Genomic DNA, 17,601 nt, shown 5'->3' with positions numbered 1-17,601 from the left:
CTCAGAGCAGATGGGCTGAAAATCTCACTGTCAAACTTTAGGTTTACAATTTATATATGCTCATATAAAAATGAATCGGGAGTTATATTCCATTCTTCATTATCTATAAAGAACACTGATGGGTTTTTAATTACAGTTGGTTCATAATCTAGATCTTTGATTTTATCGTAATCCACCAGATATAAATAATAGTGTTCTGCGCGAATCTTAGAAACCCTAATCTCATTTACAGACCAGTGAAAATGAGGAATCCCCCTAAATGTTTTCACTTCTATAAATCTATTTAATTTCGTCGATAAGACATCATCAAATGAAATTATATCAAACCCAGCTGCTACATCAATAATTGATATCTGCTTAACTTTGTCCTTTTGGGGATGCTCGGCTAATCGTTTTCGCTCATATTGCAAAACAAACAATTCACCAGCAAGACCTTCAATACGCTGCTGTTCTAATTCTTGCAATAATCGTTCTTCGGACTTCTTTTTGTTTTTAGTTGGGGCGATTTCTATTATTTTATCTAGTTTCTTCTCAAACAAATAGAAACCATCATCCTGCTTTGTTAATATACCTAATGAAAGAAGAAGATTTCTATAGGAGGCATGTTTGTATTTAATGCCGTTTCTTGCTAAGATAAAGCTATCTTCTTGACTTCTATATTTAAGCGAATCTAAAGAAATCACCTCTTCATCAACAAGATAATCAACTAATATTTCAGAAAAGTGAGTAGCGAATTCTTCTTCATCACCATAGTCGTTCATTATAGAAACAACTTGTATGTTGTCATCTTCAATGGTTATATATCCCATTTCTTCCAGCAATAACAATGTTGGAAGAATATTCAAACATAATTTCCCTTTATGATGGGCACGAAGTTGAATCAAAGAGTTTATAGAAACAACTCCATGACCAATACTTTGCCAAACAAAGAACAGACCTTTGCAATCTGCTATTTCACTGAATTTTTCTATTCTTTCGTCTAACATAGTCCCTTATTATTGCTTTAATATCTTCGTCTCCATCATCATTGAGATTATTAAATAATGGAATCGGTGCAGATTCTATAATTGCAATCATTCTTGCTTCTTTTTCGTGAAGTCTGTCATTAATTGTGCAATCTACTGTATCTTGGGATATAAGATAATAATAGTTTGTAACAACATCTGGACCCAACCCATAACGATGAATTCGATCTTTTGATTGGACAAAATGAGCACAATTAAAAGAACGCTCTAAATATATTGCGTTATGACAGGCTTTATGCAAAGAAATAGATTCCGCAACAGCAAAAGGATTTGCAATTATAACTTTAAATTCGCTATCAGGATTATGGAATTCCTTGATAATAGCCTCTCTTGTCAGTTCATAATTGACATCATCTTCCGTCATTCCATCTGTTGCAACAGGAGTTGCACCATAAAGTGCCCGACTCTTGATGCCAATAGAATCTAAATATGATTGAAAAGTTTCTATAGTTTTAATGAAGATAGCCCATACAACAACCTTACCCCCGTCTTTTATAATATCATTGATTAATTGTGCACAAACTTCATATTTAGCAGGGATTTCATCTTCGTAATACCGCATTACATCTGACATAATCATTGAGTCTTCCTGCTCTACGGTAGAGAAATCAACACCAGCTTCTTCTGTAAACTGTGACAAAGGAGCTCTTAATAAAATAGGATTAGTTGCAACTTGTTGTAATCTGATTGCTTTCGCCCTTACTAAAACAGAATGAATGTCACTCTCTCGGTTTTCAACTTCTTCAACAAAGCGTTCTTCAATAAACTCGTATATTCTCCTTTGGGCATCCTTCATCGGAACTAAAATAGGGTCATGTTCGACAGGATTGGGAATGTTCAAGTCGCTTTTCTTAATTCTGATATAATAGGGGTCAATGTTTTTTATCAGATTTGGAACCCTGGAATCATTCGCATTACGTGTCATATCACGTAATTGTCCTGTTGTATATTTTGGAACATCCACATTTGGCCATATAAAATGAAATAGGTTGTACAAATCTTCATATCCATTAGGTGCCGGTGTACCAGTCAATATTACTCTGGCACTACAAAATGGAGCTAACTCCATAATAGAAGTAGCCGTAATACCTCCATTAGTGTTTTTAATTTTATGAGCTTCGTCCAAAACAACCATTACACGATTATTTTTAAGGAAGTATTTTAGAGATTCTTTTATACCGACAACAGATGCATAACTTATTAATATAACTTCTGCTGTTTCACCATAAAAATACTGCTTCTTACTTTCCGATGATAAGGCTCCATTGATACGTTTGCATGTTGCAGGAAAGCCAAAACACTCTTCGTATTCTGATTCCCATGGTCCGAATGCGCTTAGTGGTCCAACAATCATAATTTTATCGACCTTTTTATTGGATGATTCTGGCAAATTCTTCAGATAAGTATAGGCTCCATAAACTATGCTTGTCTTGCCTGCACCTGGTACCGAAAAATTGCAAGCATTTTGTGAAAATGCCATATGGTATGCAGACAATAATTGCAATGGATATAATCGTCTGTTAGCCATATTTGACTCTAAGCTCTTTGCAAATGCATCAAAATCTTGTATCACACAATTGTTATTCTTGATTGACCGAGCTTTTTCGCCAAATTCCTGAAATTCAAGTTCCTTGATATGGAAGTCTTGAATATCTGAGGCGATTTCATTATCGTATATTATTTCCGCATTAATATACTTAGCTGCTAATCCTAACAGGTGTGCAACACGTTCAATGGGTTCATCAGAATTAATCAAAATACGGTCACTTTCTTCTGATATATCCAACTTTACCTTCAAAAGGGTTCTGGCACGTCTGTTTGACAGAAGCAAATTGACTGCTCCTGTCAATATATATTTTGATTCTGTTGATGAAGAAAGAATTAGTTGGTTCATTAGTCGTGTAATGAAGTTTCAATATCTTTGATAAGTGATTGAATCTCTGAAGCTTTTTCTAACAAATCCTCTTTATTGTTTGCAGAAGCAAGAGTCTCAGTATTTATCTCAGAAAGTGCGTTTATTGCTTTCTTAAGGAGAGCTACAGGTTTATCTTTTTCCTTCTTATTTTCAAGTTGATTCTTACAGTCTCGGAAAGAATCCATCAAATGCTCTCTGACATTGTTCTTCCATTGATTATCTCGCTGGTTGAGAAGACGTTTTGCCTCTTCGTCATTGGTAGCACGATTTAAAACTTCTTCTGTTGATTCTTCTTCGTCGGCTGATGTTTCATAATATGAATCAACAAACGAATGCCATGTTTTTTCATCCGCCAAGAAATTGCTACTTGCGGTTGAAGCCAACATTCTAAAATCAAAATCACCCTTCTCTTCAAGGCGAATAAAATCAAAGCATATCAGTCTGAGGTCGTTTTCAACTTCATCTAATTCATCAGACTGAATCCATGATATTTTACCACTTCTTATTTTCTTTAGGGCTATGTTCAATTTCAAGAAATCATCTTCACAACCTCTTGGCAATCTGGTGTATATTCCTGTATAGCCATATGTGTCAAGATAAGAGTCAATAAGCTCCATGATTTCCAAATTTAATAAGACTTCTTTGCTTGAAGATAGTCCCATGTATTCTGCAATTTGCTCTATTGAAAAACTCTTATCGTACATGTCACGTGTATGCAGATATTTTTCGATAGGATTATAATCTACTTTGCAATCTGCACCCATCTGATAAGATGTTTCCAAACGAAGGATTTCCTTTTCGTCAGCATCTTCGGGGAGTATTCTTGCCAAGAAGTATGAGCACTTATCCTTTGTCGTTTGGTCAAACTCCCTTGACTCTGTTATTCTTCTAAGCAAAGACGCACGACGGTTGCCATCAACGATAACACCGTCCATAGTAATAATACCAGGCTCCAGCTGACCATTTTGAGCAAGGTCACGCATGGTCTTTTTATTACGTTCTTCGCTCGATTCAAACAGAAATTGTGCTACCTTCTGTGCATCAGTATCTTTTGTCATGTCCAAATCGCCATGCTCGCGCTTATAGGACTTTACCAAGCTACTGATACGGCCATTCTCTACATTATAAGCTAAGAACTCCAAAGGAATCTTATAAACATTAAACTCTCGGATTTCGCCTTGATATTTAAGCTTAGTTCCAGTACCGACAGGTTTACCTTCGCCAATTTCTTTAATTTTTAATTTTCTTTCTTCAGCAGTCATAACTTTATATATTAAAGAATTCTGTAATAATATCGTTTAATTTATCTAGTGACTTTAAGTTAAGGAAGTAGTTGCAATCAGCATAGATTTTCCTGAAATCTGCAGCTCTTCCTACCCATCCAGCTCCGTCTAATATATTGATAACAATTATATTATTAAAGCTCTGGGCTTTTTTATATTTTGGCTTTATTACATTGTCATAATATGCTGTTTGGCTCGAACTTGTGGTAAGATAGAAATGATGATTGATAACAATATACTTTCCAGCATATGTTAAAGCAAGTTCTTCCTCTGAATAAACGGGAATCTGCATCTTGCGAAATTCTATTCCATGATTAAGTGCGATTTCCTTGATTTTTGAATACAAAGTTTTAACATATAAATCTGCATATCTTGTGTTGTACTCTGTCGTGACTTTATCCTTGACAAGATTCCTAACGAAATCGTCGCTTGTAAGTCTTCTCATGACTTCATCATCTATTCTGAAATCTTGTAGAATAAAGTGTGGTACGATAGAAGAGAATTTTGGACTTACATATCCATTGATAAACAATTCGCAAAATTCTTCCATCAATCGCTCATCTTCAATCATCTTTGACCTAAGTGAAGACGAAGACCATTCAGAATCAAATGTATATCCTTTCGAAAGCCTAATCCAAGAGACGACTCTTTTGAACTTTTCTCCACTTATACCTAGAAGTGTTATTATATTGTCAATTGCGTTCTTTTCAGAACGAACATATTTTTTCAATCCCTCTATTGTGCCAATCCCGCTCAAAGTTCTTTTAAGGGCTTGAACTTGTTTATTAAGGAGATTGTCATAATAGGCCTCTATTTGACTGTCACACAGAAACATTGTGGTAGTTCTGAGTGCATCTCTTTGACTTATTTTACTCATGGTGGAGAATGTATATTTGGTGAAGTAATCTATTTGCCACAGCTTTTATAACAGGAACACACACAGTATTTCCAAGAAGGTCATATCCCAATCTAATTCCTTTTGCATCTTGATTATAAAAGTCTAAAGAATAATCTTCAGGATATCCAAAAAGGCGTAATCCCTCACGTAGGGTGAGACGCCTAATTCCTTTGCCGTCAATCACCCCTAAGTTATTCATATCCATCGCAACTATTGTTGGTGCTTGTCCCTTATTATCAAGAATATGACTGATTGGAAAAGACAGCTTTCCTGTTACGATGTTATATCCCTTGGGTTTAGTTTCATCATAAATGCGCTCTGAATAAGAACTGCCATTAACTGTTGTAATAACCTTCTTTTTAGGATGCTCTAATACGAGGTATTTTTTTTCAACCAAATCGTCCAAAAGTTCTTGCAAATTGGGTTTGTCAAAGAAGGTGCGAATTTGTTCTGTAGTCAATGGCATTCCGTCCATCCAATCTATGCCGATTATCTTTGCCCATTCTTTTCTTCTACGCTGTTTAAATAGCTTATTAAGAAGTTCCTTCTGTTCTTTTGTTGTTGCACCTTTATAATCAAAATCCCAGCTATGAATATTGAACTTGCCGCCTCTTTTGTCTTTCAAAAATTTGCCTTGTAACTTCTTCGGAGAATAATAGCTAAGAAGCAATTTGGTGAATTTGTTATCAAGGACAGGCAGACCGTGTTCAATACATCCTTCAACCGTTTTAATCTTTGGATTATTGAATTCAAGATTTATCTCTCCGAAACGTTTTTTGCAACCAACTATATACACTCTTTTCCTCTTCTGAGGTATTCCGAAGTCTGAAGCATCAAGCAATATATACTTTGTGTTATACCCTAAACTCCGTAAGACATTTAAGATAACAGTAAGGGTTTTGCCAATTTCATCATTTCTGTTTTCTTTGTCATGCTTTAATAGACCTTCTACATTTTCAAGGAGAAATCCGTCAACATCATTCAAATGATCTCTTAAAATCCTCTCTATTTCAAAAAATAAGGTTCCTCTTGTATCGAGAAATCCTCTCTGTTTACCTGCAAAGCTAAATGCCTGACAAGGAAATCCGCCAAGTAAAATGTTGAAGTGAGGAATTTCATCACTTGCAACTTTCGTAATATCTCTTTTTATAATGTTCTCTCCAGGAAAATTGTGGTTAAGAGCACATAAAGCAGAGTCTTTTATCTCGGAGGTAAATACACATCTTGACTCAAGCCCTAGTTCATTAGCTGCTTGAGTAAATCCAATTCTAATGCCACCTAACCCTGCAAACAAATCAATATAATCAATCATAATATTCTGTTCAGCATGATTTCACATCATAACCAGGACTACCCTATTGCCACATCTATCTTTTTTCTTAAAAGCATTCCCTTCCCAGTTTGTGAAAATGTTGTACTCATGTCTACATAAAAACAGAACTCCCCGACTGTGTCTCGACAGGCGACCAAGCCCTTTTTACACAGCAAGGGAGCTCAATTATTATTCATTTTTTGCCTTACGGCTTTTGGTGGTCTTTATCGAGAATATCCGCGACTCGATTGAAACACAAAATGGATTGAACTCCATTCGTCTCTTTCTAAGAGACGGAGCAAAGTAAAAAGACTCTGATATACAAGCGTTTACAAGGATGACATGATGCGTTTTGCTAAACAAATGATAAATAAACTATGACTAAACCCCGTTTTTTGGGCATAAAAATGTGCATTTTGCAAAAAAAAGAGTACCTTTGTACTCAATATCCGTCTCTTAGAAAGAGATGAAGAATTTTGCTAAACAAATTTTTCTTTTCTTAGTCATTTTATACTTTTAATACAACTATATCTCTTTACCTTACTTCCCTACTACTTCTTACTTCTATACTTTGCGTCTTTGCGAGAAAATTATATCAAAGTTCATTATGGTCATTTGTTAAATAAAATAGCAAAAAAGTGAGATCTACGAAAATTGCAATCTAGCTCGAAATATTCAACTTTTGGTCTACCCTATTTACATTCCACCACTACACCACACATGCACTTGCGACAAAACCATAGTTATTGATGGGTAAAAGCATACATTTAACTGATAACTACTATGGTTTTACAACATAAACCTTATGGTTTTAAGCCGTAAAACCTATGCTTTGATCAAACATCTTGTCAAATCGCCAAAACAAAAAAAAGGATAATATACTATATATCAAGTATTTACATAAAACTGCGAAAATTTGAATATTTGAGGCATACAACATATCAAACTCCAAATATGCAAGCCACGAAGCACTTCCTGTCAATTTAATTCAAAAGATTCCAACTTGATCGCTTATTACATTATTTCTAAATCATAATTCTATCTACACGAAAACTTGAAATAAACAAAGTATTTAGGCAAAACTCCGCACATAATTAAGGAAACATATCATATTATCACAAAAAAATAAGTATCTTTGCAATTCGACAAAAAAAGCAATAATGACTCCCAAGGAGATATTAAAGAAATATTACGGATATGATTCTTTCCGACCAAATCAGGAAGATATTATCAATGAGGTAATGGCAGGCAAAGACTGTTTTGTTTTGATGCCTACTGGTGGCGGTAAAAGTCTGTGTTACCAAATTCCAGCATTGGCTATGCCTGGAACAGCTGTCATTGTATCACCTCTCATTTCGCTGATGCACGATCAAGTAGAAGCTCTTAAAGCCAACGGTATCCCTGCAGAAGCTCTCAATTCAGAGAATAACCCTGAAGAAGAAACAATAATTCGACGCAGATGCTTATCTGGTGACCTCAAATTGATCTACGTTTCACCAGAAAAGCTATTGAGCGAAATTCCTTATCTATTTAAAAGTATTAAGATTTCTTTATTTGCGATAGACGAGGCTCACTGTATCAGCCAATGGGGACATGACTTCAGACCAGAATATGCTAATCTGGGAATCATTCACGAAAGTTTCCCCGGAATACCGGTCATGGCACTTACAGCAACTGCCGACAAACTGACCCGACAGGATATCGTAAAACTACTTCATCTAAACGGCAGAACCTTCATCAGCAGTTTTGACCGACCTAATTTGTCACTTGCCGTAAAGCGAGGTTATCGCAAAAAAGAAAAACTGCAATACATTTCTCGTTTAATGCAACGACACCCTGGCGAAGCTGGCATCATCTACTGCCTTTCACGCAAAAATGCTGAAAAAGTTGCAGAAGAACTATCTGCTTCTACCGGCATCAATTGTGAAGCCTATCACGCAGGTATGAGCACACAAGAGAGAGCTCGAATTCAAGAAGGATTCAAGATGGATCAAATACAAGTGGTATGTGCAACTATAGCCTTCGGTATGGGTATCGACAAAAGTAATGTAAGATGGGTAGTACATTATAATTTGCCCAAAAGCATCGAAAGTTTTTATCAGGAAATCGGTAGAGCTGGGCGCGACGGTGCTCCTGCAGAAACAGTACTCTTCTATAGTCTTGCCGATATCATTCAGTTACGAAAATTTGCAGAAGATAGCGGACAGCAAGGCATTAATATGGAAAAATTAAAAAGAATGCAAGAGTATGCAGAAGCTCAAGTATGTCGTCGACGCATACTTCTCAACTACTTTGGTGAGCAAACTGCACACGAATGTAAGCACTGCGATATCTGCGAAAATCCACCACAAAAGTTTGAAGGCACTGTTATTGTACAAAAAGCACTTAGCGCTGTTGCACGTACAAACGAGATGTGCGGTGTCAGCACATGTATCGAGATATTAAGAGGACTACATAGCAGCACCGTGATGCGTTTGCATTACGACCAGTTGCCGACCTTTGGCGTTGGTAAAGAAACCAGCAGTGATGACTGGCAAGACTATATTCTGCAGATGATGCAAATGGGATTTACTGAAATTGCTTACAATCAACATAATGCACTTAAAATCACATCATTAGGTTGGGATGTTTTACGTGGAAAACGAAAAGTACAACTAGCTGTCATTGACAGAAGTACAGAGTATGCACCCAACAAACATTCTTCTGCCACTAAAGGTGTACCGAAAGCACATCTTAGTGCAGTCCAATTAGGCTTAAAAGCCCAAATTGAAAGTTCTACAAGAATGAATATCGCTAGAACCAAAATTACCAACGGCAATATGAAATCTACAGAACTTATCGCACAACTTGGACTACAAGAAGACAACGCTCTGTTCCAAAGAATAAGACAGCTACGACTGGATTTGGCCCAAGAACAAGGCTATCCAGCATATATCGTCCTTAATGATAAAGTGCTACACACTCTGGCTACTATCAAACCAACAACAATCGAACAGTTTGGAGCTATCGATGGCGTAGGTGAATACAAAACAAAAAAATATGGACAGATATTCATTGACGCCATCAAGAAATATCTCAAAGAATCATAAACAAACCAAAGATAAATTTGGTTATTTCATTTTTTACTATTAATTTTGCACTACAGAAAAAATAAATATTATGGGATTAGAAATTGTTATCGGACTTATCGTTGTAGCCCTTGTCGGTTGGGCTATTTGTGAATTTAAATATAAAGCACTTCCATTTGAACACGCTCCAGAAGAGGAAGAAGGTTGGGAAGAGTTTAAAGAGCACTTGGAGGCAAACGGCAACCATGAGCTTAACATTCGTGAAATCATGGCTAACAACAGCACAAATGGCTTCGATGCTGTAGATTCTGCAGACGCTGAATAAAAACAATAGGAAATAATATTAATACATAATATGAAGCACTAGGTTACAAAGCTAATCTGGTGCTTTTTTTGCAATGAACAAAAAAAGAAAAAAGAAAACAAATAAAGAAAAGATATACACTGCCACTTTTATAATTTTGGCTTTAATATTCTTTACATTTTATATCGCACCCTGGAATTTTATAACCGAAATAAGATACGATAAAAAATGGCCTTACCAAGATCAAACAAGTGGAAGCTATTCTGGAGACTACGATGGTATCGATATATCACGTCATCAAGGAAAAATAAGATGGGATGAGTTGAAAAAGAACACACATATTCAGTTTATTTATATCAAGGCTACTGAAGGACTGACACTTAATGATCCCTGCTACGAGGAAAACATCAAGAATGCCCGCAAACATGGATTCAAAGTTGGATCATATCATTTCCTAAGTAAAGGTTCACTAGGAGAACTACAATTCCTTCATTTTTATCATGTTATCAATAAAAGCGAACAAGATTTAAGACCTGTTATAGACGTCGAGGATGATGGAACTTTTGGTTGGAGTCGCAGTCAGATACAATCCCATCTGAAAGGCTTTATTCGCGCTTGCGAAATGATATATGGTGTACAGCCTATTATCTATTGCAGCGCCTCGTACTATAAAGATTATTTATCACCTGAATTTGATGAATACTTACACTTTATTGCCAGCTATAGTGGCAAACCTGTCTTGCCTGGAGAACCAACCTATGACATATGGCAATTTTCCAGAAAAGGTAGAATACCTGGTATATGGAATTGGGTTGACCTAAATCGATTTGCAGAAGGAATGAATGTAGAAGAAATTCTTTGGCATAAATAAAAATTTTTACCATTTTTACTTTTTGACTGAATATTTCTAGGTTTTATCATTCTATTTTTAAAAAAAATGTCTACATTTGTAGCGAAAACATTGATCATTAAACTAACTCATATGAATCAACAAGATTTAGACCAAATCAAGGCTAGAGGTATCTCTGAAGCCAAACTTGAAAAGCAACTCAACCAGTTTAAAACAGGTTTTCCCTTTTTAAAGCTTGAAGGTGCCGCAGCTATCAACAAAGGCATTATAGCTCCTGCTGATGCAGAACAGAAGGCATATATCAGCACATGGGAAGACTACAAGAACGAAGGACACAAAATTCTGAAATTTGTACCTGCTTCAGGTGCAGCAAGCCGTATGTTTAAGAATCTATTTGAATTCTTAAGTGCTGACTATAACGTTCCAACTACAGATTTCGAAAAAAATTTCTTTAATAATATTAAGAAGTTTGCTTTCTACAAAGCTCTTGATGCTCAATGCGTGAAGAATGAAAATGGCAAGCATATCGAAGAACTTATCAGTGAAGGCAATTTTAAAAATATTATAGCTAATTTGCTTGAAGCCAAAGGCCTAAACTATGGTCAATTGCCAAAGGGTCTACTGCAATTCCATGAATATGATGAGAATGAAGTACGTACACCTATGGAAGAACATCTAGTAGAAGCTGCACTTTATGCAAATTCAAACGGGGAAGCAAATATACACTTCACCGTTAGTCATGACCATTTAGAACTTTTCGAAAAAATGGTAGCAGACAAAGCTCCTATCTATGAGAAGAAGTTTGGCATCAAATATAATATTTCTTTTTCTGAACAAAAAGCTAGTACCGATACTATAGCTGCCAATGAGGATAATACTCCATTCCGTAACGAAGACGGCTCACTTTTGTTCCGTCCAGGTGGCCATGGCGCACTTATCGAGAATCTAAATGCTATTGATGCCGACGTCATATTCATTAAGAATATCGACAATGTTGTTCCAGACAGACTGAAGCAAGATACCGTAACTTGGAAACAGGTTATTGCAGGTGTACTTATCTCATTGCAGAAAAAAGCTTTTGAATATCTTCAAATTCTCGATAGTGGTAGCTATAACCACGATAAACTTGAAGAAATTATTCGCTTTATTCAGCGCGATCTATGCTGCAGAAGAACAGATATTAAAGAATTAGAAGATGCAGATTTAGTCATCTACTTACGGAAAAAGCTTAACCGACCAATGCGTGTATGCGGTGTCGTTAAAAATGTAGGTGAACCTGGCGGTGGTCCGTTCCTTACATACAATCAAGACGGTACTATCAGCTTACAGATTCTTGAATCTTCTCAGATTGATCAAAATAACGAAGAATACCTTAAAATGTTTAAAAACGGCACTCATTTCAACCCGGTAGATTTGGTTTGTGCTACAAAAGACTACAAAGGTAATAAGTTTGATTTGCCAAAATACGTAGATGAAACGACAGGGTTTATCAGCAGTAAGAGTAAGAATGGCAAACAACTGAAAGCACTAGAGTTGCCAGGACTTTGGAATGGTAGCATGAGCGACTGGAACACAGTATTTGTAGAAGTGCCTTTAAGCACATTCAACCCAGTAAAAACTGTCAACGACTTACTAAGAGACGCTCATCAAGGCAAAGCATAAAACAATACAAAAAGGGGCTTGATTATTGATATCAAAGCCCCTTTTTTAGATCCTTAAAGTTGAAGTTTAATTTCCTTTATCAGTTGTACCATAGCGATTTAGGTTTCATAGTACTTTAATTGTACCAGATTTCTCCACCAAGTTTCTCTTCTAAACATTCTTTTTTTGTATGAACTTTTGAGTAATCCTTGAAGATAACTTGCTTTTTTGAGTCATTAATTTTCATGATGTAAACGATTAAAATGAGTTAATATTAAATGTATGTGAGTAAATGAATTATTGTTTATATTTTCGCTCTACTTAAGTTTGCTGCAAATATATATAAAAATAAAATAAAAAGCAAGCTATATCGTTACAAATTATAGGTTTTAACTCTTTTTCAAAGATAATACCAGCTTCAACCAAATAACTCAAAATTAAATGAAATCCACATATCATCATGTTTAAATAGAAATTATTCCATACATTTCTGAATTCGCGATGTTCTTATCTAATAAAGCAAGTTAAATGTTTAAAAAATAGAGCCTATATTCAAAATTTTAAGTAACTTTGTAGAAAACAAACCATAAAAAGCTTATGTCCGAAACAAAATTCGAATTCACTGCTGAAGAGAGAGAAGAAACAACTCAGCTACTTGAACATGTCAAGCAGGCCATCGGAGACACTCTTCAGGAAAATGACGAAAAGAAAATATACGAACACATCAAAGAAGGATTAGAACGAGGGCAGTTTCAACGAGACATTTTCGGACTCAACCCTATCCTTCATGCTCTAAGAACAGCAAAAATAGCTGTAGATGAGATTAACTTAAAACGCGATGGTGTATTATCTATACTTGCTTATTACAGCGTAGTCAATGGTTATAATACCATTGACGACATGCAAGCTAAATTTGGAGATAGCGTCGCTCATATTATACGTGGGCTCGTCCGCATACATGATCTATACAAGAAAAACCCAGTAATAGAAAGTGAAAATTTCCGTAATCTACTCATATCGTTTTCTGAAGATATGCGAGTTATTCTGATTATGATAGCAGACCGAGTAAACGTCATGAGACAGATTAGGGATACTAACGCCGTAGAAGCCCGCCATCAAGTAGCTGAAGAAGCAAGTTATCTGTATGCGCCCCTCGCCCATAAATTAGGTTTGTATACTTTAAAAAGTGAACTAGAGGATTTGTCTCTTAAATACCTTGAGCATGATGCTTACTATATGATCAAGGATAAACTGAATGCGACTAAGGCAACACGTGATGCTTATATAGCTCGTTTTATCAAACCTGTTGAAGAGAAATTGAAAGCTGCAGGATTAAAATTTCATATCAAAGGAAGAACCAAAAGTATACACTCTATTTGGCAAAAGATGAAAAAGCAGAAATGTGGATTCGAAGGTATCTATGACCTCTTTGCTATCCGCATTATTCTTGACTCTCCTTTTGATAAAGAAAAGATGCAATGCTGGCAGGTATATTCCATTATAACAGACATGTATCAACCTAACCCTAAACGATTACGCGATTGGTTAAGTGTTCCTAAAAGTAATGGTTACGAGTGTCTGCATATCACGGTTCTTGGTCCAGAAAATAAATGGGTTGAGTGTCAGATTCGTACAGAAAGAATGGACGAAATCGCAGAACATGGTCTTGCAGCTCATTGGCGTTACAAAGGCATCAAGAGTGAAGGAGGCATAGATGGTTGGCTGGCTAACATACGTTCTGCATTGGAAAGCAAAGATGACTTGCAACTCATGGATCAGTTCAAACTCGATCTCTATGAAGACGAGGTTTATGTTTTCACACCAAAGGGAGATTTATTAAAATTTCCAAAAGGTGCAACCATACTCGACTTTGCTTACCATATTCACTCCAACATAGGTAACACCTGTATCGGTGGTAAGGTAAATGGTAAAGCTGTCAGTTTCAGAACACCAATGAAATCTGGTGATACCATTGAGATTCTAACACAAAGCAATCAAAAGCCAAAAGACGAATGGGTAAAAATAGTTCAGACGTCACGAGCTAAAGCCAAAATAAGACTAGCATTAAAAGAGACCCAACGCAAAGAAGGTCTTTATGCTAAAGAAATTCTGGAACGAAGATTTAAGAATAAGAAGGTTGATTTGGAAGAAAGTCTGATTGCACAAGTGATCAAAAAAATGGGTTACAAAGAAAACTCAGACTTCTACAAAGATATCGCAGAAGAAAAACTCGATCCTAATACTGTTATCGATCGATATATCGAACTTCAAGAGCACAAAGAAAAAACAGGCGATGGCGTTCCGGCTGTGAGTGCTGAAAAATTTGAGTTTGAAAATCCAAACGAAGAAGTTCTCAAACAGAAGGAAGACGTACTGACTATTGATCAAGACTTAAAAGGTATAGACTATAAACTTGCAAAATGTTGTCATCCTATCTATGGCGATTCTATATTCGGTTTCGTAACGGTTAATGGTGGTATCACGATTCACAGAACTGACTGTCCGAATGCCCCAGAGTTACGTTCTCGATTTGGCTATCGCATAGTTAAAGCAAAATGGAGCGGAAAAGGTAGCAGTCAATATGCCATTAGCTTACGTATAGTAGGTAATGATGACATTGGTATCGTAAGCAACATTACGAATCTTATCTCAAAAGAAGACAAGTTGACGATGCGCAGTATACGTATCGACAGTAATGACGGCCTCTTTTCCGGTAATATTGTAGTACAACTTGATGATACCAGTAAACTTAATGCCCTGATCAAGAAATTAAGTGCCATCAAAGGTGTTAAGCAAGTTACAAGACTATAAACAGGTTATTCATCTCTAGATAAATAAGTAAGTTACAAGGTGTGCATCATGCAATAATGCACACCTTGTAACGTTATAATACTAATGAAAAGAACTATTTTATTCGTCACAATAATATGGTTGAGTGCCTTGCAGGCTATCGCTCAACAATTCATACTCCAAGGGAAGGTTATGGATCAGGATATGAACCCCGTAGAACTGGCCACAGTAGCTTGTATAAAACAAGGTAAAGTTACAATGACCTCACTAAAGGGCGAATATTCCATAACCTTACAATCAGCAGATTCTGTCGTTATCCGCTTTTCAATGGTAGGCTATAAGACTAAGACAAGAGTTCTTCGTAGACCTAGAGGAAAACAAACCCTACAAATTCAACTTTTCAGTGATAACACCCTAAGCGAAGTTGAAGTTCAAGGAGAGCGAATACAAACTGGCCAAAATCAAGAACTGAATAAAGAAGATTTGAAAAAAATGCCATCGGCAAATGGCAATGCCGTAGAAGCTCTTATACAGTCACAAGCAGGTGTTTCTACGCATTCTGAATTATCATCACAATATAATGTTAGAGGTGGTACATTCAACGAAAACTCTGTATACATCAATGGTGTAGAAATATTCAGACCTTTCCTTGTTCGCTCTGGACAGCAAGAAGGACTTAGTATCATCAACCCATATATGGTAGACCGTATTCATTTCTCTACCGGTGGCTTCGCTGCCAAATATGGTGATAAAATGAGTTCTGCATTAGATATCACCTACAAAAATCTTACACCTAAAAACGGGCATAAATTTACACACGAAGGAAACATAAGTGCTAGTTTATTAGGAGCAGATACTTATTTCGGATTTGGAACAAAAAAAATAAGTTGGCTCAACTCTATAAGATATAAAACCAATAAATATCTCATGGGAAGTACTGAGACTTCCGGTGAGTACCGTCCCAATTTTCTTGATTTCCAAACCTACTTAAACTATCGTCCTAATGAAAGATGGAAAATTGATATTATTGGCAATATTTCTGATAACCATTACAATTTTAAGCCTAAAGACAGAGAAACCTCTTTTGGCACACTGGAAAATATAACTAAATTCAGAGTATATTTTGACGGCGAAGAAAAAGACCATTTTCTCACCTACTTCGGCACTGTCGGACTTACACGTTTTATCAACAAACAAACAAGTGTTTCACTTATAGGTAGCGCCTTCAGCACAAAAGAGCAAGAGACATACGACATACAAGGACAATATTGGCTTGATGATACAGAAACAACGCAAAACTTAGGTGTGGGAACCTACTTCCAACATACACGAAATTATCTGAAAGCAAATGTTCTCAGCGCTAAACTCATGTTACAACACAAAAGCAAAATACATGAAGTAGAAGCTGGACTTAATTGGAAAAAAGAACATGTAGAGGAAAACTCACTTGAATATGAAATGCGCGACTCTGCCGGGTATAGCATACCCCATACAGGTACAGATCTCAACATGATTTATTCGCTCAAAGCACAAAATACACTTGACGCAAATCGCATCGAGGTATACGCCCAAGATACTTACCGCTTTTCTAGCAAAGGCGAGCATACCCATTTCACGCTTAACTATGGTGTGCGCATGAGCCATTGGAACTTTAATAAAGAAACTATTTTAAGCCCACGTGTATCACTCGGCATCATACCTGCTTACAGCGAAAACACAACATTCCGCATAGCAACAGGCTTATACTACCAGACCCCATTTTTCAAGGAACTGCGCGATACTACAATAACAAATGGTATTACTACAGCCACCCTGAATCGTAAAATCAAAAGTCAACAGAGTATTCACTTCATCTTAGGATACGACTATCGTTTTAAACTCAACAACCGCAGATACAGATTTAGTAGTGAACTGTACTATAAAGCACTACGAAATCTGGTACCATATTCTGTCAACAATGTACAGGTTATCTATTATGGCGACAATAAGGCCACAGGACACGCCATGGGATTAGACATGAAACTCTATGGAGAATTTGTACCAGGAACAGATAGCTGGCTTAGTTTATCACTGATGAATACTCGCATGAATTTTAATGGCGTAAGCATGCCACTGCCAACAGATCAACGGTATGCCATTAATCTCTTCTTCACTGACTACATGCCTGGTACCGAAAAATGGAAAGTTAATCTAAACATAGCCGTTGCCGATGGACTACCCTTCTCTGCACCACACAAGGAATTAGAACGTAATAATTTCCGTGCACCAGCTTACAGACGTGTAGATTTAGGTATGAGCTATCGATTACTCGACAATGAAAAGCGTGAAAAGAAGACCATCTTCAAGAATATATGGCTCGGACTGGACGTCCTCAACCTTTTCGATATCAACAATGTTAACAGCTATATATGGATAACAGATGTCACCAACCAACAATATGCCGTACCAAACTATCTGACAGGCCGACAAATTAATGGGCGCATTAGTTTTGATTTCTAATAAAATATTAGTATCT

Annotated in this window: 11 protein-coding genes; 6 read left to right on the top strand and 5 right to left on the bottom strand. The window is 36.4% G+C overall.

Annotation, left to right across the window (positions count from 1 at the left end):
* Window positions 1-50: 50 nt before the first annotated feature.
* Genes L6469_RS02605 through dcm form a run of 5 tightly spaced genes read right to left on the bottom strand, consistent with a single transcriptional unit; the run spans window position 51 to window position 6,433 of the window.
* Window positions 51-986 (bottom strand): DUF3883 domain-containing protein, encoded by a 936-nt coding sequence (locus L6469_RS02605; protein WP_006282283.1) that lies wholly within the window; start codon window positions 984-986, stop codon window positions 51-53.
* Entirely contained in the window at window positions 955-2,919 is a 1,965-nt protein-coding gene (locus L6469_RS02600) for a DEAD/DEAH box helicase (RefSeq protein ID WP_006282284.1), read from the bottom strand. Before L6469_RS02600 ends, L6469_RS02605 begins: the two co-directional genes overlap by 32 nt.
* Complete coding sequence (locus L6469_RS02595; RefSeq protein WP_006282285.1) at window positions 2,919-4,202, bottom strand: hypothetical protein; 1,284 nt, start codon at window positions 4,200-4,202, stop codon at window positions 2,919-2,921. The genes L6469_RS02600 and L6469_RS02595 overlap by 1 nt, the downstream gene beginning before the upstream one ends.
* 4 nt (window positions 4,203-4,206) lie before the next feature.
* Complete coding sequence (locus tag L6469_RS02590; RefSeq protein WP_039870345.1) at window positions 4,207-5,100, bottom strand: hypothetical protein; 894 nt, start codon at window positions 5,098-5,100, stop codon at window positions 4,207-4,209.
* Window positions 5,093-6,433 carry a DNA (cytosine-5-)-methyltransferase gene (gene dcm, locus L6469_RS02585; RefSeq protein WP_006282286.1) on the bottom strand — a complete coding sequence of 447 codons (1,341 nt, stop codon included), beginning with the start codon at window positions 6,431-6,433 and terminating at the stop codon, window positions 5,093-5,095. Before dcm ends, L6469_RS02590 begins: the two co-directional genes overlap by 8 nt.
* Window positions 6,434-7,593: 1,160 nt before the next feature.
* Between dcm and L6469_RS02580 the strand changes: the two genes are divergently transcribed.
* From L6469_RS02580 to L6469_RS02555, 6 genes are all read left to right on the top strand, one after another.
* Window positions 7,594-9,522, top strand: a complete 1,929-nt coding sequence (locus tag L6469_RS02580) for a RecQ family ATP-dependent DNA helicase (RefSeq protein ID WP_006282287.1) — start codon at window positions 7,594-7,596, stop codon at window positions 9,520-9,522.
* Window positions 9,523-9,592: 70 nt separating this feature from the next.
* On the top strand, window positions 9,593-9,826 hold the full coding sequence (locus tag L6469_RS02575) for a hypothetical protein (protein ID WP_006282288.1): 234 nt from the start codon (window positions 9,593-9,595) through the stop codon (window positions 9,824-9,826).
* Between the two features lie 136 nt (window positions 9,827-9,962).
* On the top strand, window positions 9,963-10,676 hold the full coding sequence (locus L6469_RS02570) for a glycoside hydrolase family 25 protein (protein WP_223918695.1): 714 nt from the start codon (window positions 9,963-9,965) through the stop codon (window positions 10,674-10,676).
* Between the two features lie 111 nt (window positions 10,677-10,787).
* On the top strand, window positions 10,788-12,317 hold the full coding sequence (locus L6469_RS02565; RefSeq protein WP_006282290.1) for a DUF4301 family protein: 1,530 nt from the start codon (window positions 10,788-10,790) through the stop codon (window positions 12,315-12,317).
* A 576-nt stretch (window positions 12,318-12,893) separates the two neighbouring features.
* Window positions 12,894-15,107: a RelA/SpoT family protein gene (locus L6469_RS02560; RefSeq protein WP_006282291.1), complete on the top strand. Its 2,214-nt coding sequence runs from the start codon at window positions 12,894-12,896 to the stop codon at window positions 15,105-15,107.
* Window positions 15,108-15,191: 84 nt separating this feature from the next.
* Window positions 15,192-17,585, top strand: coding sequence for a carboxypeptidase-like regulatory domain-containing protein (locus L6469_RS02555; protein ID WP_006282292.1), 2,394 nt, complete (start codon window positions 15,192-15,194; stop codon window positions 17,583-17,585).
* The last annotated feature ends 16 nt before the right edge of the window (window positions 17,586-17,601 follow it).

This window comes from Segatella baroniae B14, assembly GCF_022024235.1.
In the GTDB taxonomy this organism is placed as follows: Bacteria; Bacteroidota; Bacteroidia; order Bacteroidales; family Bacteroidaceae; genus Prevotella; species Prevotella bryantii.
The sequence above is the reverse complement of the archived record's forward strand: the minus strand, read 5'-3'. Positions and strand labels throughout refer to the sequence as shown.

Excerpts from the sequence above, each read along its gene's own strand:
- L6469_RS02555 (WP_006282292.1), top strand. The coding sequence starts at position 15,192 with ATGAAAAGAACTATTTTATTCGTCACAATAATATGGTTGAGTGCCTTG.
- L6469_RS02575 (WP_006282288.1), top strand. The coding sequence starts at position 9,593 with ATGGGATTAGAAATTGTTATCGGACTTATCGTTGTAGCCCTTGTCGGT.
- L6469_RS02560 (WP_006282291.1), top strand. The coding sequence starts at position 12,894 with ATGTCCGAAACAAAATTCGAATTCACTGCTGAAGAGAGAGAAGAAACA.
- dcm (WP_006282286.1), bottom strand. The coding sequence starts at position 6,433 with ATGATTGATTATATTGATTTGTTTGCAGGGTTAGGTGGCATTAGAATT.
- L6469_RS02580 (WP_006282287.1), top strand. The coding sequence starts at position 7,594 with ATGACTCCCAAGGAGATATTAAAGAAATATTACGGATATGATTCTTTC.
- L6469_RS02600 (WP_006282284.1), bottom strand. The coding sequence starts at position 2,919 with ATGAACCAACTAATTCTTTCTTCATCAACAGAATCAAAATATATATTG.
- L6469_RS02595 (WP_006282285.1), bottom strand. The coding sequence starts at position 4,202 with ATGACTGCTGAAGAAAGAAAATTAAAAATTAAAGAAATTGGCGAAGGT.
- L6469_RS02565 (WP_006282290.1), top strand. The coding sequence starts at position 10,788 with ATGAATCAACAAGATTTAGACCAAATCAAGGCTAGAGGTATCTCTGAA.
- L6469_RS02605 (WP_006282283.1), bottom strand. The coding sequence starts at position 986 with ATGTTAGACGAAAGAATAGAAAAATTCAGTGAAATAGCAGATTGCAAA.
- L6469_RS02590 (WP_039870345.1), bottom strand. The coding sequence starts at position 5,100 with ATGAGTAAAATAAGTCAAAGAGATGCACTCAGAACTACCACAATGTTT.